The 25,046-nt window shown below is 60.5% G+C and carries 19 protein-coding genes; 11 read left to right on the top strand and 8 right to left on the bottom strand.

The annotated features are described in order from the left end of the window. Entirely contained in the window at positions 1–897 is an 897-nt protein-coding gene (locus FJ943_RS14080; RefSeq protein ID WP_140722249.1) for a carbohydrate ABC transporter permease, read from the top strand. A gap of 135 nt (positions 898–1,032) precedes the next feature. Continuing rightward, on the top strand, positions 1,033–3,093 hold the full coding sequence (locus tag FJ943_RS14075) for an HWE histidine kinase domain-containing protein (protein WP_140619088.1): 2,061 nt from the start codon (positions 1,033–1,035) through the stop codon (positions 3,091–3,093). A gap of 466 nt (positions 3,094–3,559) precedes the next feature. Here the strand turns inward: FJ943_RS14075 and FJ943_RS14070 are convergent, their stop codons facing one another. Together FJ943_RS14070 and FJ943_RS14065 are read right to left on the bottom strand one after the other, a co-directional pair. After that, complete coding sequence (locus FJ943_RS14070) at positions 3,560–3,739, bottom strand: hypothetical protein (RefSeq protein ID WP_140722246.1); 180 nt, start codon at positions 3,737–3,739, stop codon at positions 3,560–3,562. A 520-nt stretch (positions 3,740–4,259) separates the two neighbouring features. Further along, a complete protein-coding gene (locus FJ943_RS14065) occupies positions 4,260–5,357 on the bottom strand; it encodes a mandelate racemase/muconate lactonizing enzyme family protein (RefSeq protein WP_140619085.1) in 1,098 nt (365 codons plus the stop codon). A 170-nt stretch (positions 5,358–5,527) separates the two neighbouring features. Between FJ943_RS14065 and FJ943_RS14060 the strand changes: the two genes are divergently transcribed. From FJ943_RS14060 to FJ943_RS14035, 6 genes are all read left to right on the top strand, one after another. Beyond that, a complete protein-coding gene (locus tag FJ943_RS14060) occupies positions 5,528–6,277 on the top strand; it encodes an FCD domain-containing protein (protein ID WP_224641807.1) in 750 nt (249 codons plus the stop codon). Next, the gene (locus tag FJ943_RS14055) at positions 6,274–7,893 is read left to right on the top strand and encodes a GMC family oxidoreductase (RefSeq protein WP_140722243.1); all 1,620 of its coding nucleotides are present in this window, start codon (positions 6,274–6,276) and stop codon (positions 7,891–7,893) included. The genes FJ943_RS14060 and FJ943_RS14055 overlap by 4 nt, the downstream gene beginning before the upstream one ends. A gap of 99 nt (positions 7,894–7,992) precedes the next feature. Continuing rightward, on the top strand, positions 7,993–8,973 hold the full coding sequence (locus FJ943_RS14050; RefSeq protein WP_140619081.1) for an ABC transporter substrate-binding protein: 981 nt from the start codon (positions 7,993–7,995) through the stop codon (positions 8,971–8,973). A gap of 54 nt (positions 8,974–9,027) precedes the next feature. Beyond that, entirely contained in the window at positions 9,028–10,572 is a 1,545-nt protein-coding gene (locus tag FJ943_RS14045) for a sugar ABC transporter ATP-binding protein (RefSeq protein WP_140619079.1), read from the top strand. A gap of 2 nt (positions 10,573–10,574) precedes the next feature. Further along, positions 10,575–11,579 carry an ABC transporter permease gene (locus FJ943_RS14040; RefSeq protein WP_140722239.1) on the top strand — a complete coding sequence of 335 codons (1,005 nt, stop codon included), beginning with the start codon at positions 10,575–10,577 and terminating at the stop codon, positions 11,577–11,579. Between the two features lie 3 nt (positions 11,580–11,582). Then, positions 11,583–12,554: an ABC transporter permease gene (locus FJ943_RS14035; RefSeq protein ID WP_140722236.1), complete on the top strand. Its 972-nt coding sequence runs from the start codon at positions 11,583–11,585 to the stop codon at positions 12,552–12,554. A 211-nt stretch (positions 12,555–12,765) separates the two neighbouring features. Here the strand turns inward: FJ943_RS14035 and FJ943_RS14030 are convergent, their stop codons facing one another. From FJ943_RS14030 to FJ943_RS14010, 5 genes are all read right to left on the bottom strand, one after another. After that, complete coding sequence (locus FJ943_RS14030; protein WP_224720320.1) at positions 12,766–13,923, bottom strand: sugar ABC transporter substrate-binding protein; 1,158 nt, start codon at positions 13,921–13,923, stop codon at positions 12,766–12,768. A 63-nt stretch (positions 13,924–13,986) separates the two neighbouring features. Beyond that, a complete protein-coding gene (locus FJ943_RS14025; protein WP_140722233.1) occupies positions 13,987–15,345 on the bottom strand; it encodes a CHASE3 domain-containing protein in 1,359 nt (452 codons plus the stop codon). A 197-nt stretch (positions 15,346–15,542) separates the two neighbouring features. Further along, the gene (locus tag FJ943_RS14020; RefSeq protein ID WP_140722230.1) at positions 15,543–16,673 is read right to left on the bottom strand and encodes a substrate-binding protein; all 1,131 of its coding nucleotides are present in this window, start codon (positions 16,671–16,673) and stop codon (positions 15,543–15,545) included. 85 nt (positions 16,674–16,758) lie between these two features. Then, positions 16,759–17,031: a hypothetical protein gene (locus FJ943_RS14015; RefSeq protein ID WP_140619068.1), complete on the bottom strand. Its 273-nt coding sequence runs from the start codon at positions 17,029–17,031 to the stop codon at positions 16,759–16,761. Between the two features lie 90 nt (positions 17,032–17,121). Beyond that, entirely contained in the window at positions 17,122–18,588 is a 1,467-nt protein-coding gene (locus tag FJ943_RS14010; RefSeq protein WP_224720321.1) for an HD domain-containing phosphohydrolase, read from the bottom strand. A gap of 1,714 nt (positions 18,589–20,302) precedes the next feature. Between FJ943_RS14010 and FJ943_RS14005 the strand changes: the two genes are divergently transcribed. Genes FJ943_RS14005 through FJ943_RS13995 form a run of 3 tightly spaced genes read left to right on the top strand, consistent with a single transcriptional unit; the run spans position 20,303 to position 23,935 of the window. After that, positions 20,303–21,517 (top strand): glycosyltransferase family protein, encoded by a 1,215-nt coding sequence (locus FJ943_RS14005; protein WP_140619064.1) that lies wholly within the window; start codon positions 20,303–20,305, stop codon positions 21,515–21,517. Between the two features lies 1 nt (position 21,518). After that, a complete protein-coding gene (locus tag FJ943_RS14000) occupies positions 21,519–22,763 on the top strand; it encodes a glycosyltransferase family 4 protein (protein ID WP_140619062.1) in 1,245 nt (414 codons plus the stop codon). Further along, positions 22,760–23,935, top strand: coding sequence for a glycosyltransferase family protein (locus FJ943_RS13995; protein ID WP_140722193.1), 1,176 nt, complete (start codon positions 22,760–22,762; stop codon positions 23,933–23,935). The genes FJ943_RS14000 and FJ943_RS13995 overlap by 4 nt, the downstream gene beginning before the upstream one ends. A 211-nt stretch (positions 23,936–24,146) precedes the next feature. Here FJ943_RS13995 and FJ943_RS13990 read toward each other — a convergent pair whose 3' ends face one another. Then, positions 24,147–24,818 (bottom strand): class I SAM-dependent methyltransferase, encoded by a 672-nt coding sequence (locus FJ943_RS13990; RefSeq protein WP_140619282.1) that lies wholly within the window; start codon positions 24,816–24,818, stop codon positions 24,147–24,149. Between the last annotated feature and the right edge of the window lie 228 nt (positions 24,819–25,046).

The following is a 25,046-nucleotide window of genomic DNA, read 5'->3' as shown; positions in this document are numbered from 1 at the left end:
ATGGCTCTGACCGACCCCAAGGCCAACGCAGCCGGCGGCGACGAAGGTGGCATGAGCTATCTGCAAAGCATGCCGCGTCGCGTGGTCACGATCTATGTCCCACTGGCCATATTTGTCATCGTGCTGCTCTTTCCCTTTTACTGGATGACGATCACCGCCATCAAACCCAACGCAGAAATGACGAGTTACGATACATCGAGCCCGTTCTGGGTCGTCCACCCGACCTTGCAGAACATCCGCTATCTGCTTTTCGAGACCTCCTATCCCGGCTGGCTGCTCAACACGACGATTATTGCGGCCGCCGCTACCGTGCTGTCGCTTGTCGCCGCGGTGTTGGCTGCGTATGCGATCGAGCGACTGCGTTTTTCCGGCTCGCGCCAGGTCGGGCTGGCCGTGTTCCTCGCCTATCTGGTCCCACCGTCCATCCTGTTCATTCCGCTGTCGGTGATGGTGTTTAATCTCGGGCTTTATGACACGCCCTTTGCCTTGATCCTGACTTATCCGACTTTCCTGGTGCCTTTCTGCACCTGGTTGCTGATGGGCTATTTCCGTTCCATTCCCTTCGAACTGGAGGAGTGCGCCCTCATCGACGGCGCCAGCCGCTGGCAAGTGCTAACCAAGATCGTGCTGCCGCTGTCGGTACCAGGGCTGATCTCGGCGGGTATCTTCGCCTTCACGCTGTCGTGGAATGAGTTCATTTACGCCCTCACCTTCATCCAGTCGTCCGAGAATAAGACCGTGCCGGTGGGCGTGCTGACCGAGCTGGTCCGCTCCGACGTTTACGAATGGGGTTCGCTTATGGCAGGCGCCCTGATAGGCTCGCTGCCGGTGGTGATCCTTTATTCCTTCTTCGTCGAGCACTACGTGTCGTCAATGACCGGCGCGGTCAAAGAGTAGCCCACGGCAGTGACCGGCGGCCATGGCACCTTATCGCGTGCGCCACGGCGCACCGGAAGCATTATATTCGCTTAAACTAACGCTTGCCGTTCGTGGCCCGCCGATTATGGTGAGGTTCCTGAGCCGGCACGGGATATGGACTTGCCTCGTCGATCAGTTCGATCGCATCTGCTTGCTTTGACCGCCGCCGCAGTTGTCCCGGTGTGGCTGTTTGCCGGCTATCTGCTAGGCCAATATGCCCTGCATGAACGATATCGTTTTGAGCAGGATGCCGTGCAAACGGCTCGCCAGGTGTCGCTCGTTGTAGAGGGCGAGCTGGCGAATCTCAAAACCATCCTCGACGGCCTGTCCAAATCCGCCGCGCTCGCCAGTGGCGATCTGCAAGCCTTTCACCGCGAGGCGCTCGATCTTGTCCACGGGACGGACCGGACGATCGTCCTGCGCGATCTTGGCGGCAATCAGCTGATGAACACCGAAATAGGCTACGGTGCCGCCTTGCCGTCAGTCGCACCTATAGCTTCTGTCGAGCGCGAGAAACTCAGCCGTTCCGGTGTTTTCGTTAGCGATGTCTTCAGCGGCAAAGGCTCGGGCGAATACCGCGTAGCTGTTGCCGTTCGGGTGCCCGCCCCGAAGGGGGAGGACCTGCTTCTTACGCTTTCTGTGCCGACTGCCCGGATCCGCGATGTTCTGATGCCGGCGGTCCCGCAAGGATGGACTGTGGGCGTGGGAGATCGCGACGGAAATTACGTTGCACGTTCCAGGTTCCACGACGAATGGACCGGGAAGCGCGGATTGCCCGAATACGTGGAAAAGATAGTCGGGCGCTCGGGCTCATTCACGTCACGCAATTTCGAAGGGGAGACGCTGCTGGCGGGCTACTACAGGTCTCCGGACTCTGATTGGTTTTACACAGCAAACGTGCCGCTTGCAGCAGCGCAGGCGCCGCTCTGGCGCTCGCTTGCGGCGATCTGCGGGATAGGTCTCCTGTCGCTTCTTGTCTCGGTTGCTCTGGCATATTTCGTCGGCAAAGGATTCACCCGGGCCACCGCTGAACTGGCGACACGGGCCGAAGCGCTGGGTCACGGCCGCAGCGTCGAAGCCTTGTCGACCTCGGTTACGGAGTTCGCTGCCATCGCCCAGGCGATGGTGGATGCAGAGCGGGCGATCGCCGAACGGCGCTACGAGCTGGAGGCGGTGTTGGAGACAGCGCCGGCGGCAGTCTGGTTTACCTATGATCCGAAGGCTCTTCAGGTCATCCGCAACCGCTTCGCGGCAGAACTCATGGGCCTGCCGACAGACGCGCACAAAACCTTCGGCAGCCCCGACCTTGTCATCGACACGGTGGCCGTCAAGGACGGGCACATAGTGAGCCGCGAAGACCGCCCTCTTAGCCGCGCCATGCGCGGGCAGCTGACGGATCACGAAGAGTTCGTCTACACGTTGCCGTCAGGTATCGAGCGCCTTCTACTTTCCAGCGCACGTCCAATTCGCAACCCCAGTGGCAGCATTATTGGCGCCGTTCAAATCAGCCTCGACATAACGGAACGCAAACGCGGCGAGGAGCAGCTCAAATTGCTGACCAATGAGCTGAACCATCGCGTGAAGAATATCCTTGCCGTGGTTCAGTCCATTGCCTCCCAGACACTTCGCAACGCCACAAGCCTGGCTGAAGCAGGACGCACGCTCTCCAGCCGTCTCGTCTCGCTGGCCAAGGCCAACGATCTGCTTATTCAGCAGAACTGGAGTGGCGCCGACGTCAGGGATCTGATTGCCACATCGGTCAGCTCACACGCACCGATCGACCGCTTCGGGATTAGCGGCGAGTCGGTCTGGCTATCACCGAACGTCGCTCTTTCGGCCGCTCTGGCTTTTCATGAGCTTACGACGAATGCGCTCAAGTATGGAGCACTGTCGAACGAAACCGGCACGGTGTCGATTCATTGGAAGCTCGTCGGTCAAAAACAGCATCGCTGGCTCAATTTAGAATGGCGCGAACGGGGAGGTCCGCCCGTCGAACCGATCGAGCGAAAGGGCTTCGGCACGCAGCTCCTCGAGCGCGTGTTTGCGTCCGGCACGTCCGGACGCGTCACTCTGAAGTTCCACAAATCGGGACTGATCTGCACCATGCGAATGAATGCTGCGTCTGAGGTCAATCCCGCGGTGGACAACGGCGACAGCCGCAGAGGCGAAATGTAGAGATCTTCCTAGCGAAGCTCTCCCGGCTGCGCAGGAACGCGAAAGATCAACCCGTCTTTCGCATAGTTCGGTCGGCTGCCCAATCCGACGCATACACGATTGGTAAGGATGGGCCGGATTGAAATTAACGACCGCTTCGAGGCCAAGGTGTGCGGTCTTTCAGGTCGTGGACAAGTCAAACCACCCCGGCAAAGGCGCGAACGGATTAATGAGAGGGGGTCGATCACTGCTCCTCGTCTTCTTCCTGCGCACAGCTGTTCCAATCGAACGTTGCCCATTTCATGCATGTCGGTCGTGCACCGAACCGCCGCGATCACAGGCTTGCGCGCAGTGTGTGCCACCGTCGCCCGGCTCCCTGTCGAACGAATAGCCATTTCCGACTTCGATCTGGTCGCCAGGATTGGTCTTGAAAGCTTGCTCGATGGCGAGGTGCGAACCTAGCCACCCGAAGCGATTCGGTCGGCATCTATAGCGTTTCTTGCAATATGCGAATGTCGGCCTCGATCTTGATAACCACGCTCTTCAAGTAGCCGCGCTCTTGAAGAGCGAAACCATAATACTTGTCGTCTTCCGGGATTGCTTCCAGGCGAAGGATCGCGGCGATTATGTCATCCCGCACCACGACTAGGCTCTTGATCGGGTCCATGTCACCCCCAATGCTTTGCTTGAGCATATCGGAGTTTTGACCGGATCGCGACGTCGAGATTTTGCCGCCTAAGTTTCGAGGCGTGACATTGACAAGCTGGTTTTGCGATCGCCGACTTCGCTGGTGGCCTGCTTTGCCGTCGCGCTCCTCGCCACGAGGCGCCCGTTGTCCGTCTCCGAGCCACCTTTCGGAACAGGATCTCTGGGCGAACCCGGAGACGGTCCTTCTCGTCGGTGAAACTGGAGAATACCTGCTTTCCGCCCCCTCTTTGAAAAGCGCCCTTGCGTGATGTGATTTGGCGAAGGCGAGCAGTTGGCCAGACGTACCTGATGAATCGGTAAGCCGAAGGTGGCCGGCGCCGGGTGGGAGCTGGGTGGCGTGGTTGGCGCCGGCCGAGCGGAATCAGGTCCGCCGCCAAAGCAATATCGCCCATATCGAGGCCCCCGGCTATTACGTGAACGCGCAAGGCCACGCTATCGCCAACTGGGATGCTAGAGTGGAGCGTTCACCTGCATGCCAGCTAAGCGGCGCTGGCTGCCGACAATTTTTGCCAGTCGAATAGCACACCGACGCCCGCCTCGTCGGGTGCCACTGCTAGCCCGCCATGAAGCACCAAGGGCCTGGTTGTATAGGAGTCGATGTCGAAACTGTGCGCTTCGACCCACCCGGCATTCTCCTGGCCAGCGACGAGGCTGACGTGAAGTTCCTGCATGCCGTGGCTGCACACCGGCACCCCGGCCTTGCGTGAACGGTGAGCGACCCGCAGCCAGCCGGTGACGCCACCGCAATTCGAGGCATCCGGTTGGATATAGGACAGCCTCGACCACGCAAAGGCGTGCTCGAACTCCTCAATCACGTGCAGATTCTCTCCCATCGCGAGCGGCATGCCAGTTGCCTGCGCGATGGTCGCGTAACCTTCATAGTCGTCGGGAATGATAGGCTCCTCGAACCATAATATGTCATAGGGCGCGAAAGCCTTTGCCGCTTCGATCGCGCGCGGAACATCCAACGCGTAGTTCGCATCCACCATCAACGGCGTATCAGGTCCGATACGCTCCCGGACGGCTCTCACGCGGGCCACATCTTCGGCAAGGTTGTCCTTACCTACCTTGATCTTCACTGCCGTGAAGCCTGCCTGGAGATAAGATTCGATGTTGGAAAGGAGCTGATCAAGGGTGAGATTCAGGTCGATGCCGCCGCGATACACCTTCGCAGTTCGGCCTGCTCCGCCTGCCATCTTCCAGAGCGGAAGGCCCGTCCGCAGGCCCTTGAGATCCCATAAAGCTATATCGACCGCCGAAATTGCAAAGGAAGCGATGCCGCCGCGCCCGACATAGTGAATATGCCACAACATGCCGTCGTAGACGGCATCTATGTCAGCGGCGTCGCGCCCAAGCAAAAAGGGCGTCAGATCACGCTCGATGAGGGCGCGGATGGCATGGCCGCCCTTGCCGCCCGTGTAAGTATAGCCGGTACCCTCGCTGCCATCGGTAAGCCTGACAGTCACGGTCACCAGTTCGAAATGGGTGTGGGCGCCATGCTTGGCATCGCTCATCTCTTCGCGCAGTGGCACACGGAACAGCCGTGTCTCGACGCCCTGGATTGCCGTGCTGCTCACATCGGAGTCCTCTTGTGCGTGTGAATTTGGTACGACCATAATTGCATCAGAAATGGCCTAACTGCAACGTTAAAGCCGGGCAGCCGCCATTTTGGTCCGACGAAATATCGTAGCTGCTTGTGCTTTGGTCCGATTTGCGCCTTAATGGAGGTGCGACATGGAGATCAGGCTTGCTGCAGACGGAACAGCATCGGGGAGCGCCGGCGATGGTCGGATCTGCTCGCGCGGCCGACATCATGGTAGCGGGCATCGAGCGCGACATCATTTCCGGAAAGCTTGATGATGGCAGCTATCTGCCGGCTGAGCGGGAACTCATGGCGCTATACGGCGTGGGACGTGGCGTGGTGCGCGAAGCAATCGCCCGGCTGGCAAGCCGGGGGCTAGTCGAAGCGCGCCCCCGCTTTCGCCCGGTGGCCCGTCGTCCGGGGCTCGATACAGCCCTTGGCGCGCTGGAAGGCATGGTCGGCCACTTGTTGGTCGATAAGGCCGGCGTGAAAACTCTGTACGACATGCGCGTCTTCCTGGAAGCGGCCTTGGCTCGCAGTGCCGCGATCAGCGCCCGCAAGGACGATGTCGCAGCGCTCAGGGCGGCACTTGCGGTGAACGAGGCCGCGATACCGGACTCCGAGAACTTCTATGCCACCGATGTGGCGTTTCACGCGGTGCTTTACGACATCGCGCGCAACCCGGTGTTGCCCGCCGTGCATAAGGCGTTTACTGCCTGGCTCTCCCCGCATTGGCTGCGCATGCCGAGATCGCCTGAGCGCAATCGGGTGAATTTCCTCAGCCATCGTGACATCTGTGCCGCGATCATCGAGCGTGACCCCGATGGTGCCGAGCGGGCCCTGCTCAACCATCTTGCCTCGGCATGGGAATATGTCCGCGGAACCTTTGAAACACCTGACGGACAGGAAGGATGACGAGGTCCTACGATCATATTGTCGTGGGCGGCGGAGCGTCGGGCTGCGTTGTAGCGGCCAGACTGGTGAGAGCGGGCCGGCGGGTTCTCTTGCTGGAGGCTGGGCATTCGCACCGCCATCCGCTGCTCGACATGCCGCCCGGCATTTTTAAGATGATCAACGGCTCAAAATTCATGAGCTATCATCGCACCGAACCTCAGGCGCACCTCGACGGCCGCGTCCACGAAATCTCGCAAGGCAACGTGCTGGGTGGCGGTACTTCGGTCAACGCCCAGGTCTACATGCGCGGCCGGCCCGCAGATTATGACGAATGGGATGAATTGCTGCGTGGCAACAATGCCGGTATCCGCTGGAACTGGCAGGCCGTGCTGCCGCATTTCACCGGCATGGAAGGTAACAACCGCCTTGGCGGCGAGTTGCACGGAACCACCGGCCCCCTGCTTGTCTCCGATCCCGGTTATATTGACGATGTTTCGCGCTGGTTCGTGCAGGCGCTGCAAGGGCTGGGACTGCCCTACAACCATGATTTCAACGGAGCTTCGCAGCGCGGCGTAGGCTTCTACCAGTTCACGAACCGCGGTGGAAAACGCAGCAGTGCCGCCTATGCGTTCATCGAGCCTCTATTGCGTGATCCCAGGCTCACCCTGAGACTGAATTGTGCGGTCAGCCGCGTGATGATCGAAAACGAGCGCGCCAGAGGAGTCGCCTATGTGGATTCCTCTGGCACAGAACACACCGCCTATGCCGACGGCGACGTCATCATCTCATCAGGCGCGCTGATTTCGCCGAAACTTCTCATGCTGTCGGGCGTCGGCCCCGCCGATGCGCTTGCGCAGCATGGCATCGCCTGTACAGCCGACTTGCCAGGGGTCGGCGAGAACCTGATCGACCATCCTGAGGTGCCGATCATCGCCACCACCAACGGATCCTATGGCTACTTCAAGCAGGGCCAAGGCTGGCGAATGGTCAGAAACGGTCTGCAGTTCAAGCTTTTCGGCACCGGCACGATCCTGTCTGCTGGGGTCGAGGCGGGAGCTTTCGTCAATCCTGCCGATCCCGAAGGCGAGCCGACGATCCAAGTATTTTGCGTGCCGCACGTGTACCTGGACCGCGACATCCTCACTTTGGTCGCCAATACCTATGGGCTGACCGTAACGACGGTGGTTGTGAAGCCAAAGTCGCGCGGCTTTGTGAAGCTTCGTTCGGCCAATCCAAAGGACATGCCGGTCGTTTCTCCTCATTTGCTCGCACACCCAGAGGACATGAAGGAGATGATCTCGGGCCAGCGCTATTTCCTCAAGGCATTCCGCACGAAACCGCTGGCTGATCGCGTGAAGGCCATAGCCGTGCCGGCAGGCAATGAAGACAGTGACGAGGCTTTAGCGAAGCACTGCAAGCGGTTCGTCAAGACGAACTACCATCCGGCCGGGACCTGTCGGATGGGCCCCGACAGCGATCGGATGGCGGTGCTGGACGCTGCGATGCGCGTGCGCGGGATTGACAATCTGCGGGTCGCGGACATGTCGGCCTGTCCTAACATCAATGCCGGCAACACGGCCGCGCCGGCGATGATGCTGGGCGACCGCTGCGCCGACTTCATCCTGGAGGCGGTATAGCGGCCAAGGAAATCCAAAGGCAAAGCGGGCAGCCGCCAATGCAAGGATGGTGAGGAACATTCACAGTCGTCAAAAACGACAAATCAAGGAGGAAAGAGCATGATCATTACCCGTCGGAAATTGTTAATAGGCTCCGCCGTTGGCGCCGCGGCACTCACACTAGGATCGCGGGCCTTCGCGGCGCTTCCGCCACTTGCCAAAAAGGACAAGTACAAGGTCGGCTTCGCGCAGACGGAAAGCAACAATCCCTGGCGGCTGGCCGAGACCAAGAGCATGCACGACGAGGCCGCGAAGCTCGGCCATCAGTTGGTCTACACCGACGCAGCCGGGTCGTCTGCAAAGCAGGCCGCCGACGTAAACTCGATGATCGCACAAGGCGTCGACGCTATCTTCTTGCCTCCGCGCGAGGACAAACCGCTGGTGCCGGTCGTCCTAGCCGCCCGCGATGCCGGCATCCCGGTCTTCCTGATCGATCGGGACGTCGACCATACGATGGCAAAGCCCGGCGAGGACTATGTCTGCTTCATCGGTTCCGATTTCATCGAGGAGGCAACCCGCATCGGCGAATGGCTGGTCAAGAACGCCAACGGTAAATCGAAGATCATCGAACTCGAAGGCACGACTGGCGCGTCGGCAGCGACCGACCGAAAGAAGGGCTTCGACGATTTCATCGCGAAGCACTCGGAATTCAAGATTTTGGCGTCCCAGTCGGGCGACTTCGCCCGCGACAAGGGCCGCCAGGTGGCCGAGACGCTGCTCCAGGCGCATCCCGACGCCGACATTATTTATGCCCACAACGACGAGATGGCCCTGGGGGCCATTGCCGCCTTGGAAGCTGCCGGCAAGGCCCCGGGCAAGGACGTCCTGATCTTGTCGATCGACGGGGAAAAAGAAGGCGTGCAGGCGATCATCGACGGTAAAATCGGCGCTATTTGCGCATGCAGCCCACTGTTTGGGCCGAAGGCGTTCGCCACCATGGCCGACTACGCCGCCGGCAAGAAAATCCCGCCCTTCATCAAGAACGAAGATCACTTCTTTGACGCCACCAACGCCAAGAAGGATTTCGACATCGCGTTTTGATTGCACTTTCATGGCCTGCCCACATCCGCGGGCGGGCCATTCGGAGCTTGGCCCATGACCGCTCAGCCGGTTGAATCCGCTCGGTTGCTTTTGGATATGCGCGAAATCCAGAAGAAATTTGCCGGCATCCCGGCGCTGACCGAGGCCACGCTTCAGGTCCGTGCGGGTGAAGTCCACGCCCTCATCGGCCAGAACGGGGCGGGGAAATCCACCCTGATCAAGGTGCTTACGGGCTACCATCGCAAGGACGCCGGCGTGGCCCTTTTCCAGGGCCGTCCATTCGAGGCCGGCTCGCCGCACGAGGCGCAGCTCAGTGGCATCAGCACCATCTACCAGGAGGTCAATCTCGTCCCGCTGCGCTCGGTGGCCGAGAATATTTGCCTCGGTCGTGAGAAACGCCGCTACGGCCTCTTGGACTGGTCTGCCATGAACGCGGATGCGGAACGCCTGCTTAGCCGGTTCTCGATCCTCATTGACGTTCGCCGTCCGCTCGGCGATTTCAACACCGCCACCCAGCAGATGGTGGCGATCGCCCGAGCAATCGGCTTTTCGGCCCGGCTCGTCATTATGGACGAGCCGACCTCTTCCCTTGACGAGCGTGAGGTTGCGGTTCTGTTCAACGTGATCCGGCAGTTGAAGGCCGAGGGCGTCTCCGTCATTTTCGTCAGCCACAAGCTCGACGAGCTCTTCGAGGTTTGCGATCGGGTTACGATCATGCGCGATGGCCGGACGGTGCGAAGCGCTGAGATGGAGGACATCAGCAAGCTCGAGCTGGTGGCGGCGATGCTCGGCCGCGATGTCTCCGTGGTCGAGGGTCACGCAACAGCCTTCGGCGAGCGCGATCGCTCCAAGCTAGGCGATGTGTTGTTTTCCGCGCGCGGCCTTGCCGCCGGACAGTCGGTACGCCGTGTAAGCTTCGACGTACGTCGTGGCGAAATTGCAGGCTTTGCGGGCCTGCTTGGCGCCGGCCGCACCGAAACAGCGCGGCTTGTGTTTGGGGCCGACCCCCTCAGCGCCGGTGACATGACGATAGAGAACTCGCCTTACCGCCCTGCCGGCCCGGCCGATGCCATCGCCGCGGGCATGGGCTTCTGTACCGAGGACCGCAAGGCCGAGGGCATCGTGCCGGAAATGACGGTGGCGGAGAATGTCACACTTGCGCTGCTGCCGAAGATCAGCCGCAACGGTGTCCTGAACGAGACGCGGCAGCGTGAAATCGTCGAGCGGTTCATCCGCGAACTTGGCATCAAATGTTCCGGCCCGAACCAGAGGGTTCGCGAACTCTCCGGCGGAAATCAGCAGAAGGTCCTGCTTGCCCGCTGGTTGGCGATGAATCCAAAGCTGCTTATCCTTGACGAGCCGACGCGCGGCATCGACGTCGGTGCAAAGGGCGAGATCCAGCGTCTCATCCGACGGCTCGCCGATGAGGGATTGGGAGTTTTGATGATCTCCTCTGAACTGGAAGAAGTGATCGAGGGCGCGGACCGCATTTTCGTCTTGCGCGAAGGTATCAGCGTGGCCGAGCTAGAAGGCGATGCCGCCAACGAAAAGGACGTCATCGCAGCCATGGCGCATGGCGGTTCACCGGCGGAGGTGTAAGCGTGACCGAGCTGACGAGACCCTCAACGGCTAGCGACACCGGGACGCGCGGCTTCGATCTGTTCGGCTTTCTGGCACGCTACGGAATGGTGATCGTGCTGGCGCTGCTAATGGCCTTCAATCTTGCCTACACCCAGAACTTCGCGACGATGCAGACGCTCAACGTTAATCTCACGCAGGTCTGTACAATCGTCATCGTTGCGGTCGGAATGACGCTGGTGATCGCAACCGGCGGCATCGACCTCTCGGTCGGCTCGCTGATGGCCATTTCCGGCGCGCTGGCTCCGATGATCTTCATGGGCAAGATCTTTCCGATTGATAATATCTACGTAGCCGTGACGCTGGCTATGAGCGCGTCGATCCTTGTCGCCAGCTTGTTTGGTCTCTTCAACGGCTGGTTGGTCGCCCGCTTTCGCATCCAGCCTATAGTGGCAACGCTGGTGTTGTTCATCGCCGGGCGAGGGATCGCGCAAGTTATGACCAATGGCAACTTGCAGACATTTCGCGTGCCACAATTCCAATGGATTGGGCTTGCCCGCCCCTTCAATATACCTGCTCAGGTCATCATCATGATGATGCTTGTTGCGGGCGCGGCTTGGATCCTGAAACGCACCGTGTTCGGACGTAGTATCCTTGCGGTCGGCGGCAACGAAAAGGCTTCTGAACTCGCAGGCATTGACGTCCCCAAAATCAAGCTGTCCGTCTATGCCATTAGCGGGAGTTGCGCCGGGCTGGCCGGACTCATCGTCATCGCCATCAACTCCTCAAGTGACGCAAATCTTGTCGGGTCGGGCATGGAACTGGATGCCATCGCCGCGGTCGCCGTCGGCGGAACGTTGCTCAGCGGCGGCAAGGCAACCATTATCGGTACCCTGCTCGGCGCGCTCACCATCCAGCTCGTTCGATATACCCTGCTTGCGAACGGGGTGCCCGACGCTGCGGCGCTTGTGGTGAAGGCGATCATCATCGCATTTGCTGTCTGGCTACAGCAGCAGCATCGGACATAGGCCGTGAACCGCGCCCATCTTGTCCGCATCATCGGCACCTACGGTGTGCTGGTTGCCCTTGCGGGGCTCGTTCTGTTCGGATTCCTGCGCTACGATCGTTTCCTGGGCTTCTTCAACGTCATGAGCGTCATGCGCTATAACTCGATGTTCGCGCTCGTCGCCCTTGGGATGTGCTTCGTCATCATGACCGGCGGCATCGACCTGTCCGTTGGCTCCGTAGCCGCCTTGGGCAGTGTCGCCTCCGCATTGGCAAGTCCTTTTGGGATGCTCCCAGGGCTCGCGGCCGGCGTGGGCGTCGGGCTTGCCGCGGGCCTGATCAATGCCTTCCTCATAACCCGCGGCAAGCTGATGCCATTTATTGCAACCCTCGCCACGATGCTGGCAGCCAGCGGCTCGGCGCTGCTGCTTGCCGGCAATCAAACCGTCTCGGTATCTTACGCCTCAGGGTTCACCAGGATTGGTCAAGGAAATTTCTGGGTGTTTCCTGTCCCGGCGGTGATTGCGGTAACCGCCTATGTGATCGGCTCCGTCTGCTTGAACTATACCAGCGCAGGACGCACGGTGCTGGCAATTGGCGGTGGCGAGGACGCCTCACGCTTGATGGGACTGCGCACTGACCGGGTCAAGTTTCTCGTCTATGCCGCGAGCGGCGGCCTCGCGGGGTTGGCCGGCGTCATCCTTGCCTCGCAATTTGGCGCCGGCCAACCGATCGAGGGCGTCGGCTGGGAACTCTTCGCTATCGCGGCGGTGGTCGTGGGCGGGACGCTGCTCACCGGCGGCTCGGGCTCGGTGATGACCACGCTTGCTGGCGTCCTCCTGCTGGGCATCCTTTTCAACATCCTGAACTTTGAGAACGGTATGGGCTGGATTTCGCTCTCAGCGTACTGGCAATCCGTAATCCGTGGACTATTCCTGCTTGTCGTCGTCCTTCTTCAAGCGAGGCTGGCGGGAAAGCGTGTTCGGGCGCCGTCGTGACAAGTTCCGCCATCGTGGATCCTCGTGTGGTTGCTAACTTACCCCTCGACCCTCTGAACGCGAGTTGGGGAGCCCGCCCCCCGGACAGGAATTGCCTGTCGGGCCTCACGGCCGTGATCGCGGCTGTGCCTTGTACCCATAACTGGCTTTTGAGCTACCCATCTCTGCTGCGGGTTCCATCGTGCGACACGCCGACCCTCAAGCCAAGAGATCACTTCAGCTCTGACGACCAAGGAAAATTCACATACTCGTTGCGGCTGTCGTAACAGATATTTCCATACATCTTCAGGTAGTGATCACGGCGTGCTGGATCGGCGTAAACCGAGGCTGGATCCAGCAAGTCGGCATTGTACCACTCAAGGTTGGCGCGTGTCAGTGCAATGGGAAGGATATCCATAGCCTGCGGGATGCTTTTGCCGTCGAGCCAATCGGCCGCAAACTGCCCCATGGCATACCCGAAAACCGGTGATGACAAGGCGATGCTCGCCTTGTAGGGGCTGTCCGCTTTTCTGATTTCAGAAACCGCCTCTGGCTCGCCATCAATTCCGCCGAGAAATTGATCCGGCCTGTCTTTGCCGGCAGCGCGCAATGCTTCCAGCGCGCCCAGCACGACGGCATCGCCGCCAAGCACCACGTCGACATCGGGGTTGGCGACAAGGATCGTTTGCATCGTGGCGAACCCTCCTTCCTTGTTGACCGGCTTCGGTGCGATGTCGGCTACGATTGTCACGCCGAGAATGGCATTCAGGCCATCTCGCATTGCCGTGAACCGAGGGGCCAGGAACTCCATGGTGTCCTGGGTCAGCAGAACGACCTTGGCCTTCCCGCCGAGCTTGGCCTTGATGTGCTCGATCGCTGCGTCAGCTAGCACCTTGCCTGTACGATATTGCGGAGCATTGAGCAGCAACGTCGCGGGTGGAGGCACGATCGTGCCGACAAACGCTCCCGACCAGATCGCCTGCTGAAGCGAGGGGCCGAAAGCCACCGGATCCGAAGACGTGCCCACGATGGCGCCAACCCTCGCCGCGACGAGAGAGTGAACCTGGTCTATGGCCTTGCCGACGTCATTTTCAGCCAGAACTCTTCGATACCCCAAGCCGCGATTTACTGCCGCCAGGGATAGGCCGTGATCAACCCCCTGCAAAAAGTCCCGGTCGTTTTCCTGTACATAGGCCAAAACCTTGCTCAGGCCGACCGGGGCACTGCATGAGGGTGCATTTGGGTCGAAGACGGGAAACACCGCCCGCCTAGTGATGCCTGGGGCACCTTCCTGGGCGCGCGCCGAAGCAAGCCCGGCCATAGAGGAAATGAGCAGCAGAGCTATCGCTTGGCCGAGCAGCCGGGCAGTCCTCCTCTTTAGACCAAACACCGTTTCTCCTCTCGTCAACGCGCATTCGCTTGACGGTAACTTTCTACTGAGTGGCTCAGCTGTCTACAAAACCGCGGTAGCACGCCGTGGTTTTGTCGAAAACACCAAATGAGCCGCGGTCCCCGGTTGGAGATTGCGATACTCTATCTTGCCGCCAAGGCTGACACCCATGGCATTGATGATCCTGCTGCCCACCCCTGTACCTTTGGCGGGCAGGCCCTCGGCCCTCCCGATACCGGCGTCCTCGACCAGCAGCTCCGCTTGTTCGCCCGGCAGTGCTGTGAGCCGTACCTGAATGTCTCCCGCCCCATCGGGGTAGGCATACTTGAACGCGTTTGTAACGAGTTCAGTGACCACCACCCCAAGGTTGATGCAGGCATCTGTCTCGAGTTTGATCGGATCTACCTCGTAGGAGAGCCTTACGCCATGTCCCTGGCTTCGAAGCGACGTTCGCAGGTGATCGAGCAGCCCAGCAAGGTATTCGTCGAGGGCAACCGAGCGGACATCGGAAGAACTGTAGAGCCTCCTGTGCACCAGCGAGATCGCGAAGATGCGGTCCTGGGTTTCGGCCAGTGCATCTTTTGACGCATTATCCCCGACTGCTTTTGACTGGAGAGTTACAAGCGACGAGAGCAGTGCCAGACTGTTCGCGACCCTGTGATTGACTTCCGATAGAAGCACCTCGGCCCGGTCGCGGGCCCTTGCCAGATCTTCAGTTCGGGTGCTGACACGTAGTTCCAAGTCGCTGTTGAGTGCATTGACCTCGTCGCGTGTCTTGCGAAGTTCTCTGGTGTAACGAGCGGCTGCATAGGCAGCCCCGGCAACGACGACGACGATGACAAGCCCGCCGACTGCAGAAACAAGCCGCAGCCATCCGCTGTTGGCACGCTGCTCGGCGACACCGGATGTAAGTCGGTCATCCGCCCGCCCGATAACACCCGAGAAGTACACATTGGCTTCGTCCGTCAGAGCCTTACCTCTGTTCGTTCGGAACAACGCTGAGATCTCTGCATCCCGCTGGTCGCGCTTGAGTGCTATCGTCTGATCGAACTCTCCAAACTTGGCGGCAACGATTGCGGTGAGCCGGTGCAGCGTCGATTGGGAGTCGGGATAGGAAGTCAGCAACGTCTGCAGCGCTTCGAGGTGGCGCTGCGCTTGGGCTTTGGCTGTTTGATATGGTCCCAAATAGATTTCGTTGCCGGTGATCACGAAACCGCGTTCGGACGCCTCAGCCGTCTGCATTGCATTTCTCAATTCAACCGCCGCGACCCGGGTGTTTCGCGCTGCGATCGCATCATCGAAGTAGGATTGCGATCTCTGGCCAAGCCAGAAATTTGTGACCACGATAGCCATGAGCGCAGCAAACCCTATGAGCAGGGAGGCGGACGTTAATCGGACAAGGTTACGGCTGGGAACTGACATCAGCACATTCCTGCCCGATTTCGGGTCCGTGCGCCATCATGTAGTAACGGCCAATGAGGCGCTCGGCGAGCAAGCGATATCTCCCTCACCACACTGGGTGCGCCGCCTGTTCCGGGAGCCCGACAAAAGGATGACGAGGGCAGCATTACCGAGCCACCCTCGCCGATTGGAAGAACAGTAATCGACGTCTGCGCAGTTCACCTCAAGCTCAGTTGCAATTCTTCCGTCAGCACGCGCTCGTTCGGATCGATCGGGCCCAGCTTCCTGACGACCCGGAATCGACCGCGCTCCGCCTGCGCAATGTACATGTTCATGCGAACATGGTGCTGACCGGGAACCATTTCGGCCGGTCCACCTGGTCCCTCGCTGATCCGAGCATGATTGAGCGCCGCGATGACGGCGCCCTGCTCGAGGGTGCCGGATTCCTTCACTGCTGCTTCCCACATCTTGATCGCCCGGTAATGGCCGGTGCAGCCGCTGCCTGCAGTCAACATGGCGCTGCCGGGGAAACGCGCTGTGTAGCGGTTCAAAAGCGCGCGGCCATATGGATCGTCGAGTTCCTGATAGTAGTCGAGGCAGCTGTAGAGGCCCTCGATCTGCTCGGACGGGACGAGGTTGAGAAAGTTCTCGTCAAAATAGGTACAGACGATCCTGCCGCCGCGCTTGCCGAATCCAGCTTTATGCAACTCATCTAGGAACGGCGTCAGCCCCGGCGGAACAATGGTGTTGAACACGACATCGGCACCGCTGACCATGATCTGCTGCACCGTCCGTCGGAAATCGACGGTATCGAGCGGGAAATACTCCTCGCCGACGATCTCGCCGCCATTGGCGCGCACGACCCGGCTTGCCGCCTTATTTAGAATGTGGGGCCAGATATAATCGGCCGACGGCAAATAGAACCTCTTTGCCCCGGTGCTCTTCATCAGCCATGGAATCAGCGGTTCCACCTGCTGCGCCGGCACCGGGCCCGTGCAGAAGATCAAGGGATCGTTTTCTTGTCCCTCATACTGCTCGGTGTAGATGTAGAGCGTTTTGCCCCGGGTGACCGCCTCGCTCTTGATGGCGAGGCGGGTCGAGCTGTAGATGCCGCCAACGACCAAGTCGACCTTGTCGACATCCACAAGTTTGGCGGCGCTTGCCTTGGCCGCGCTGTCGGTGGTCTCGCCATCCTCTATGATGAGCTTCACCGGCCGGCCGAGGAGGCCGCCTTTGGCGTTGATGTCGTCGACAAGCATGGTGGTGAGATTGGCATTGGCGATGCCCATGATGGACAAGGGGCCGGTGAGTTCGGCGATGAGGCCGATCTTAATAGGATTCTGGTTCATCTAATCTCTCCGATATTGTAGGGTTCATCTCCGGGTCTTCGTCGGGCGCGCCGCCGTGCATGGCCGACGGCGCGTAGCGCGAAGGTCAGGCCTCGTAGTGGCCCAGCAGCAGTGCCGCCTGCGGCTTGCCGACATGGCCGGCTTCCTGCAGGATCGCGGGAACCTCCGGATCCGACACGAAATTCTTCCAACCCTCGGCGTCCCAGTCGAAGATGGCCCAGATGCGGTCGGCCTCGCTTGGGTCGCGGAACACGGTTGCGCCGTTCGAGCCGTGCAGTCGGCGCTTGTCGGCGCCCTTGGTGGAAAAGATGTGGATGAAGCGGTCGACGTCCGCCACCTTCGTCGTTGCAAGAAGCATTGAATTTCCTCCTGTCGGTCGCGGCCACCATTGGTCCGTCGACAGGATTAGGATGCGCGCGCCGCAGGGGGCGCACATGGGGTGTATTCCCTATGGCTGCGTTTCGCCTGGCCTGACCAGCCCGTGCTCGACCGCGTAGAGCGCCGCGGCCGCACGGGTAGCCACGCCGATCTTGGAATAGACGCTCTGGATATGGTTATCCGCGGTCTTGGGTGAGATAAGCAGCTTGCGCGCGGCCTCCTTCGCGGTCAGGCCGGCGGCGATCAGACGCAGCACCTCGATCTCGCGCGGCGTCATGCCGGCCAGCGAGCGCGGGGCCGGGCGTCGCGACGGCTGTCCGGCGAAGGACAGTACAGCCTCGGCGGCGTCGGGGCAGATACAGCCCTCTCGAACAGAGGTACGCAGCTGCGCCGCCGCCGCCTCGCTGGACAACGCCTTGCGGTGTGGGCGCTCCTCCCGCGAAGTTTGGTACGCTTCGGCGGCGGCCAGGGTCCTCGCCGCCGGAGAGAGGTCGGAGCCGCCAACTTTGCGGTGATAGCCCGAGCCGTCCAGGCGCTCGTGATGGCGAAGCACGAGCCCAGCAATAGCATCGCCCTGAGGACCGAACGAGGCCAGCGCCCGCTCGCCGTAATAGGCGTGCAACTGTGCGGCGTCCCGCTCGCGGACGGATAGCGGCCCGTTCCGCATCCAGGTTGCCACCGGCACCACCAGTTCGCCGATGTCATGGATGCATCCAGACCAGCGCAGTGCGCGGACATCGGGCTCGGGCAGCCCGAGGCGTCGTGCTCCACCCTCGGCCAGTTCCGCCACCATCCGCGAATGACCTTGTGTGAACGGCATGCGCATGTCGATCATGTCGGCAACGGCAAGGAAAGCCTCGTCGCAAGCCGCCTCGTCCAGCGTCACCGGCGGGTCGGGCTCCAGCGCCAGGATCGTCTCGCGGTCGACCGTCGCGCCGATGCCCTCCATCAGCACGGCGGCGTTGGCGGCGACGAGCCGGGCCAGCTCCGCCTCGTAGGCACCATCGCCACGACTGGCGATGGTCTCGGCCATCGCGTCGATGCCGGCCGCGTCGCTGAGCGCAATAGCATCCTGCGCCAAAGTAATCAGGCGCACGGCGGGCAAGACGTCTTCGCCGCTCAGCCCACGCGGTAGGCCCTTGCCATCCCAGCGTTCGTAGATTTGTCCAAGATTGCGCCGGATCTCGTCGGACAGGCCGAGGCGCACGCCGATCCGCTGCGCAACCTCGCAATGGGCGGTGAGTACCGGGCGGGCCACGGCGAGAGCCTGCGACATCGCGGCCTCGATCGCCTTGGCCTGCGCATCGGGGTCGAGATCATAGTAAAGCCGCTTGAAGGCCTGTACGAAGACCCTGCCTAGTTCCGCGCGGTTGCCCATGTCGAGACCGACGAGATCCTGGCGCAACGCAATTTCATCGCCGAAGGTGGCCGACAGAAGGTCCGTGTCGGCATTGCAGCCGACATAGCGCAGCATCGACTGGTGATACGCATTGCGCCGGATCTGCTCCGAAAGGCCGGCAAGCTCGGCGATCCGCATCGCAAGCACGCAGGATTTCAGGGCGAAGTCGCGGGAATGGCCTGTCGCGAGGTCCGATGCATAAGCGAGGACCATCATGAAGTCCGCTCGGCGTATCGAGACTTCTGGCATCGCATACCCCAATCCGCAGATATGCTATCCTAGCGCGCCCCTAACACCAAGGGCAGAAGTCTGAGCCGGATGTGCATGCTGGAGAGGGCGGGGCAGCGACCGTTTGGAGCCCGTCCGCGGCGGTCTGGGTCGTCGTTATCGGGTCAGTGAAATTTGACTTCGAATGTTCCACCCATTGGGTATTTTCATGCGTAACGCCACGGACGTCTTGACGGACTCGCCGGCAGGTCTAATTTGCGCATTCTCATGTGCCTAGCCCGTCCTTCCCTGTGGCTTGGGTGCATCAACGGCGGTGATTGGGGAAAATCACCGCCGTTTGCATTGGAACCCAAAGAAAACAGGGTTAGAACCCCTCTGGCCGGTCATGCTGTGCAGCGATTGGTCGGTGTAGAGCGTCGATTTACGGTTGGCATGCGCAGCAGGATACCGCGCACAACGGCCTTGGTGGCGTGCTGGACGCGAACACGCGGGCTTTGCTATCACGCTCGACCAGACCGACAACGGCGCCCTTCGGCGTCATCTTGCGCTTCAAGCGGGCTGGCCGTTGCGCTGTGGTGAAAGGTAATCGCGGTCCCCGCGCCCCGATGTGGGTTTCGTTCTACGATCTTGCCTTCGCCGTCAAGCGGGCCACGGCTTAACCTTTTCCGACATCGGGTCGCGAATGCCGTGTATAGATGACGCCGAGTAGCTGGGGCGCGGACACGGCTTTCTTGGGAGAGGCATTGAGGTGCCAACCCAGCATCCATTTGTGCGGGCCGATCTCGCTCAAACACCGTTCCGACCCTGATAGGGAATGGCAGGCCATTCGTTGCACTTGTAGACGCCGGGGCGAGCAGATTCGGGGTCAAGCTTGGTGAGGCGCTCCGGTGGCATTGGCGCATCTGGGAAAAACGGACATTGTGGCCAATGAACGGCCACCAAATGGTCGCGAGCCATCTCGGCGGCATGGTCAATTGGGTTGGTCTTGGTGGAACATTGCGAGATAAATGGGGGCCTTGGCGATCGACAAGCACAGGTCTTGCACACCCCACCTGCGGGCGGTGTGTTGCCAGCGATGGCATCCACTCGATTCTTGCTGAAATTCCGGCTAGCTTGGGCGGCAGATGACTCAGTTCTGGTCGGTGAATCACAATCAGACCGCCCCTCAAGAGGTTGATGGGCAGCACCTTTGGTCCCCCCAGACCAAGGGCAATGGCGCACGAAGTGAGTTCCACAACAGATTTCGGCCGTGCGACGCCTGGCGACCAATCAATCGGCTATACGGGCAGGATTGCGGAATTCGCCTTCACCGTTCCGATCCAATCGAGTTTGGAGACACCGAAACTTATTGGAATCAAGAGGGATGATTTCTGCCGATCTTTTGGATACCACGCCCCCTTCGATCCCTCCTCAAACTTCAACAGGGAGTCTCGGCCCGCTCCGCAAGGCGACATTCCCTACCCGGCAAGTTTCGAAGTCAGACAATCGGGAGGCCTGTCTGACAGGCGTTCCACAGAAGCGATACATTTGAGAATGGCGACCTCATTTTTCACAGCCACGATGGTTTCGAAGCGGCGCGTCGCTCACGGTCCCTCAAGTCGAGAATTCTAAGAGACGTTCAACAATGACCCAGCACACAGAAAACGCTCGAATTCTCATGTACAGCCACGACACGTTCGGGCTTGGCCACTTGCAGCGCTGCCGGACCATCGCGCATTCGCTGGTGGAGGATTTCCGCGGACTTCAGGTGCTTATCATTTCGGGTGCGACTATCGCTGGCGCCTTCGACTACAGAGCCCGTGTCGACTTCGTGAAGATCCCCAGCGTCATCAAGTTGCGCAACGGCGAATACACCTCGCTGGAAAAGGATATTGATCTGCATGAGACGCTGAGGATGCGCCAGTCGATCATCCGCCACACCGCCGAGACCTTCCGGCCGGATATCTTCATTGTCGACAAGGAACCGCTCGGCCTGCGCGGTGAGATTGAGGATACTCTGTCCTACCTCAAGACGCGTGGCACCACGCTGGTGCTTGGCCTGCGCGAGGTGATGGATGCGCCGCACCTGCTCGAGGCAGAGTGGGCGCGCAGGGATGTGATGCGCAAGATTGGCCTGTTCTACGACAAGGTCTGGGTCTACGGGCCGCCGGATTTCTACGATCCGCTGACCGGCCTGGATGTGCCGCCGGCTGTCAGGGCAAAGATGAGTTTCGTCGGTTTCCTGCAACGAAGCTTGCAGCGGAACGAGTTGCCCGGCCACCGGCCCGAGGGCGATTATATCCTGGTCACCACCGGCGGCGGCGGCGACGGTGCCGAATTGATTCACGACGTCATCGATGTCTATCAGCAGGATCCGCAACTGCAGCACAGGGCGCTGATCGTGCTTGGGCCTTACATGCCGGCCCGCAAGCGCAACAAGCTGCTCAAAAAGGGGGCCAAGATCCCCTACATCAAGATGATCGAGTTCGACAACCGCATGGAAGACCTGATTGCCGGCGCCAAGGCGGTGGTGGCCATGGGTGGTTACAACACCTATTGCGAGATATTGTCTTTCGACAAGCCGGCGCTAATCGTGCCGCGCATCGAGCCACGTCAGGAACAACTAATTCGCGCTCGGCGCGCAGCCGAACTCGGCCTCATCGAGCTGCTTTTGCCGCACGAAGCCAAGGACTCCCAGCGATTCGCCGATGCACTCGTGGCGCTGCCGGATCGGCCCCGCCCCTCACAGAGTAATCCGCATCTGACGCTAGAAGGGCTGCCTCACATTTCCGAGATTGTCGCGGAATTGCTCGACCGGCGGGCCGGCCATCACCTTTCGGTCGTTGAAGGAACCAACTGACTTGCAACGTCGCAAGATCGTCGTGGTCCTGAAGGGCTATCCGCGGCTGTCGGAAACTTTTATCGCACAGGAACTGCTCGGTCTGGAACGCGCGGGGTTCGATTTGATACTCGTCGCACTCAGGCGGCCCACCGACGCAAAACGGCACCCCGTCCATGACGAGATCAAAGCGCCGGTCCACTACCTGCCGGAATATCTGCATGATGAGCCGCTACGCGTGCTTCGCTCGCTTTGTGCCTATTTGCCGCGGCCGAGCTTCTGGCGCGCGCTCGGTTCGCTGGTAGCCGATATCTCCCGCGACTTTACGCGCAATCGCGCACGCCGCTTCGGGCAAGCGCTCGTGCTGGCGGCCGAATGGCCGGAAGAAGCGGGATGGTTGCATGCGCATTTCGTGCACACGCCGGCATCGGTGACGCGCTACGCCAGCCAGCTTCGTAGCCTGCCCTGGAGCTGCTCAGCCCATGCCAAGGACATCTGGACTTCGGCGGACTGGGATTTGGCTGGCAAACTTTCCTCGGCCCGCTGGACAGTCACCTGCACGAAAACCGGCTTCGATCGTCTGAAAAAACTCGCCAAAGGCAACTCGTCTGTGCATCTGAGCTATCATGGGCTCGACCTTGATCGCTTCGGAAGTTTTGGCGACGCGCGACAACAGTATGACGGCTCGGAGCGCGGCGGAGCGGTTGTCGTTCTGAGTGTCGGACGGGCCGTCGAAAAGAAAGGTTACGATACCTTGCTGGAGGCCCTTGCCCTCTTGCCTGGCGATTTGGCCTGGCGTTTCGAGCATATCGGCGACGGCGAAGAACTGGAACGGCTCAAGGCGCTGGCGCAAAAACTCGGCCTGGATGATCGCGTCGCCTGGAAAGGGGCGCTTGCGCAGGAGCAGGTGCTTGAGCACTACCGCTGCGCCGACATCTTCGCCCTGGCCTGCAGGATCACCGCGAATGGGGACCGGGACGGCTTGCCAAATGTTCTTGTCGAGGCAGCTAGCCAGCGGCTCGCATGCGTGTCCACCGATGTTTCTGGTGTGCCGGAGCTTATATCGCCCGATGAAACCGGGCTGCTGGTACCGACAAACAGCCCAATCGCCCTGGCACAGGCGCTGGAGCGCCTGATCCGGGATCCCGTCCTGCGCGCCCGCCTAGGCGACGCCGCAGAGCGGCACGTGCGCGGCAATTTCGATCATACGGCGAGCATTGGACAACTCAAGGAATTGTTCGAGCGCGAGTGGCGGGCCATCGATTGAAGCAGCTCCGTGCCTTCCTCTATGTCCAGCACCTGCTCGGTATCGGACATCTCGCTCGCACCAGCCGCGTCGCGGCGGCTCTGGTCGATGACGGGTTTGACGTAACGATCGTGACCGGCGGAGCGCCGGTCGCAGGGTTTCCGGGACCGGGGGTAAAATCTGTAACCCTGCCACCTGTCACCTCCGGTGATGAAACATTTTCCGGACTTGTCGATCTGCAGGGCATACCCGTCGACGATGATTTCAAGAATCGCCGTTCAGAGATGCTGCTCCAAGCATTCCGGGATTGCAGGCCTGATGTCGTGATTGTCGAGGCGTTTCCATTTGGACGCCGGCAGATGCGATTCGAACTCTTGCCGCTGATCGAGGCGATCAACGCGACGTCGCCCAAACCGCTGCTGGCGACGTCCATCCGTGACATCCTTCAGGAGCGCGTGAAGCCGGGCCGAAATGAGGAAACGGTTGATCTCGTCAATACGCACTTCGACCTTGTTATGGTCCACGGCGACCCGGCTTTTGCAACCGTCGACAAGACATTTCCACTGGCCGGGGCGATCAAGGCCGAGGTCACCTACACGGGGCTCGTTGCCGCGCCGCCCTCGCCCCCGGCCTCCGAGCGCTTCGACGTTCTGGTGTCAGTTGGCGGCGGAGCTGCCGGAAGCAGCCTTGTAAGCTCCACCATCGCAGCGGCGCGGAATGCCAAGAACGGTTGGAAATGGTGTTTGATCACCGGCCCAAACCTGCCGAAAGACCAGTTTGACGCGATCGCACACGACGTCACGCCGGGCCTGTCCATCTTCCGGTTCCGCGAGGATTTCGCGAGCCTGCTGACAGCTGCCCGCCTGTCCGTCTCGCAGGCGGGTTACAACACGGTCTGCGATGTCCTGCGCGCGGGTTGTCGCTCCCTGCTCGTCCCATTTGCAGCAGGCGGTGAAACAGAACAAACGGTTCGCGCCCTGCTGCTTGAAGAACTCGGTCTTGCGACGGTTGTTATGGAAAGGGACCTAACGCCTGAAGGTTTGGCGAAAGCGATCGAAGCTGCGCTTGTGGCACCTAGACCATCCGCGCATCGCCTCAATCTGGACGGCGCCCGTCACTCGGCGCAAATCCTGCGCGACCGGCATCGAACATGGTCCCTAAACAGAGGGGCTGATTTCAAGAAAAGCTCATGATCAACAGACGATGGATCCTAACGCGGTTCATCGTTTCGCGGAAACCCTCTGAACCGCTCTACCTCCTTGTTCTGCCGCAAGTCCGAACGGCGAGCCGTTCACATGTTCCTGGAATTTGCTCTAACGCGTGTCGCTTCTGGTGAGCTTCGTGCAAGGCGCTTCAAGGACGTGTATTAATGCCCCAAACCGCTACGCAATTTTGGGCGAAAAGCTAGACAGTTCCAATCAGCATGAAGCGCGTATAATTTTTGGTCGGCAGCTCGCCGGAGAAGCGCACCTCCCGCAGTGCCGCCATTGCTTCGAAGGCTGCCAGCGAAGCCACGCAGTTGACGTGCGTCGGCTCGCTGAAATAATCATTCGATTGCAGCAGAACATTCGTGCCCTGCGGAAGCAGCGCAAGCCAGGCGCGCAGATCGGCTATGTGTTCGCAGCTCGTATTGACGGTCAGGTCGGGACGCCCGGCCGCATAGTCGAGTGCGTACATATCTGCCGTCATGGCCCGGAACCGGTCGCCGGCGTCCCGGTTTAGCGTCAGGGCGACGGGCGCGACTTCGGGATCGATGTCAATGCTGTCGACCGCCGCAATGTCGAAGCGGACATCGTTGAAAAGCATCGCCGACAACACGCCATACCAACCACCCAGAACCCATATGCGCCCGAAGCGCCCGCCGCAGCTGTCGAACAGCCGATCGAGCGCCCACATCTTGCAGGCGACCTGTTTGTGGTTGAACGCGTTGCCCATATCGGCGTTCGGATGCTGGGCGATGACGCGCGCCAGCCCTGCCACGAGAGGTCGGTCGACATAGGCCCCAATTCCGCGCGTGAGGTCCAAGGCTTGCTCGCGCCAGTCCATGCCGGCATTGCGTGGTTGCGTGACATCCATCATATTCGTCTTGTATGGTGGGATTTCGGGCGACACAACGCAATCTTGCCCCCCGCAAGGCCGTTTTGATCCGCGGATTTGATTATGCTGTTAGCCGCTTCGCCATTGCCCGGTGCCGGAGAGAGCCGGCTGCATCTGTCGGGACCATCGGCGTCGTTCGTGCACTGCATCTTCGAGCTTGTCATTGGCGACGCAGAAATTGCCGACACGCCATGCGCCGGTAGCCGC

The organism is Mesorhizobium sp. B2-3-10 (assembly GCF_006442275.1).
GTDB classification, from domain to species: Bacteria; Pseudomonadota; Alphaproteobacteria; order Rhizobiales; family Rhizobiaceae; genus Mesorhizobium; species Mesorhizobium australicum.
The sequence above is the reverse complement of the archived record's forward strand: the minus strand, read 5'-3'. Positions and strand labels throughout refer to the sequence as shown.

Excerpts from the sequence above, each read along its gene's own strand:
- FJ943_RS14080 (WP_140722249.1), top strand. The coding sequence starts at position 1 with ATGGCTCTGACCGACCCCAAGGCCAACGCAGCCGGCGGCGACGAAGGT.
- FJ943_RS14075 (WP_140619088.1), top strand. The coding sequence starts at position 1,033 with ATGGACTTGCCTCGTCGATCAGTTCGATCGCATCTGCTTGCTTTGACC.
- FJ943_RS14070 (WP_140722246.1), bottom strand. The coding sequence starts at position 3,739 with ATGGACCCGATCAAGAGCCTAGTCGTGGTGCGGGATGACATAATCGCC.
- FJ943_RS14055 (WP_140722243.1), top strand. The coding sequence starts at position 6,274 with ATGACGAGGTCCTACGATCATATTGTCGTGGGCGGCGGAGCGTCGGGC.
- FJ943_RS14050 (WP_140619081.1), top strand. The coding sequence starts at position 7,993 with ATGATCATTACCCGTCGGAAATTGTTAATAGGCTCCGCCGTTGGCGCC.
- FJ943_RS14045 (WP_140619079.1), top strand. The coding sequence starts at position 9,028 with ATGACCGCTCAGCCGGTTGAATCCGCTCGGTTGCTTTTGGATATGCGC.
- FJ943_RS14025 (WP_140722233.1), bottom strand. The coding sequence starts at position 15,345 with ATGTCAGTTCCCAGCCGTAACCTTGTCCGATTAACGTCCGCCTCCCTG.
- FJ943_RS14020 (WP_140722230.1), bottom strand. The coding sequence starts at position 16,673 with ATGAACCAGAATCCTATTAAGATCGGCCTCATCGCCGAACTCACCGGC.
- FJ943_RS14015 (WP_140619068.1), bottom strand. The coding sequence starts at position 17,031 with ATGCTTCTTGCAACGACGAAGGTGGCGGACGTCGACCGCTTCATCCAC.
- FJ943_RS14010 (WP_224720321.1), bottom strand. The coding sequence starts at position 18,588 with ATGCGGATCGCCGAGCTTGCCGGCCTTTCGGAGCAGATCCGGCGCAAT.
- FJ943_RS14005 (WP_140619064.1), top strand. The coding sequence starts at position 20,303 with ATGACCCAGCACACAGAAAACGCTCGAATTCTCATGTACAGCCACGAC.
- FJ943_RS13990 (WP_140619282.1), bottom strand. The coding sequence starts at position 24,818 with ATGGATGTCACGCAACCACGCAATGCCGGCATGGACTGGCGCGAGCAA.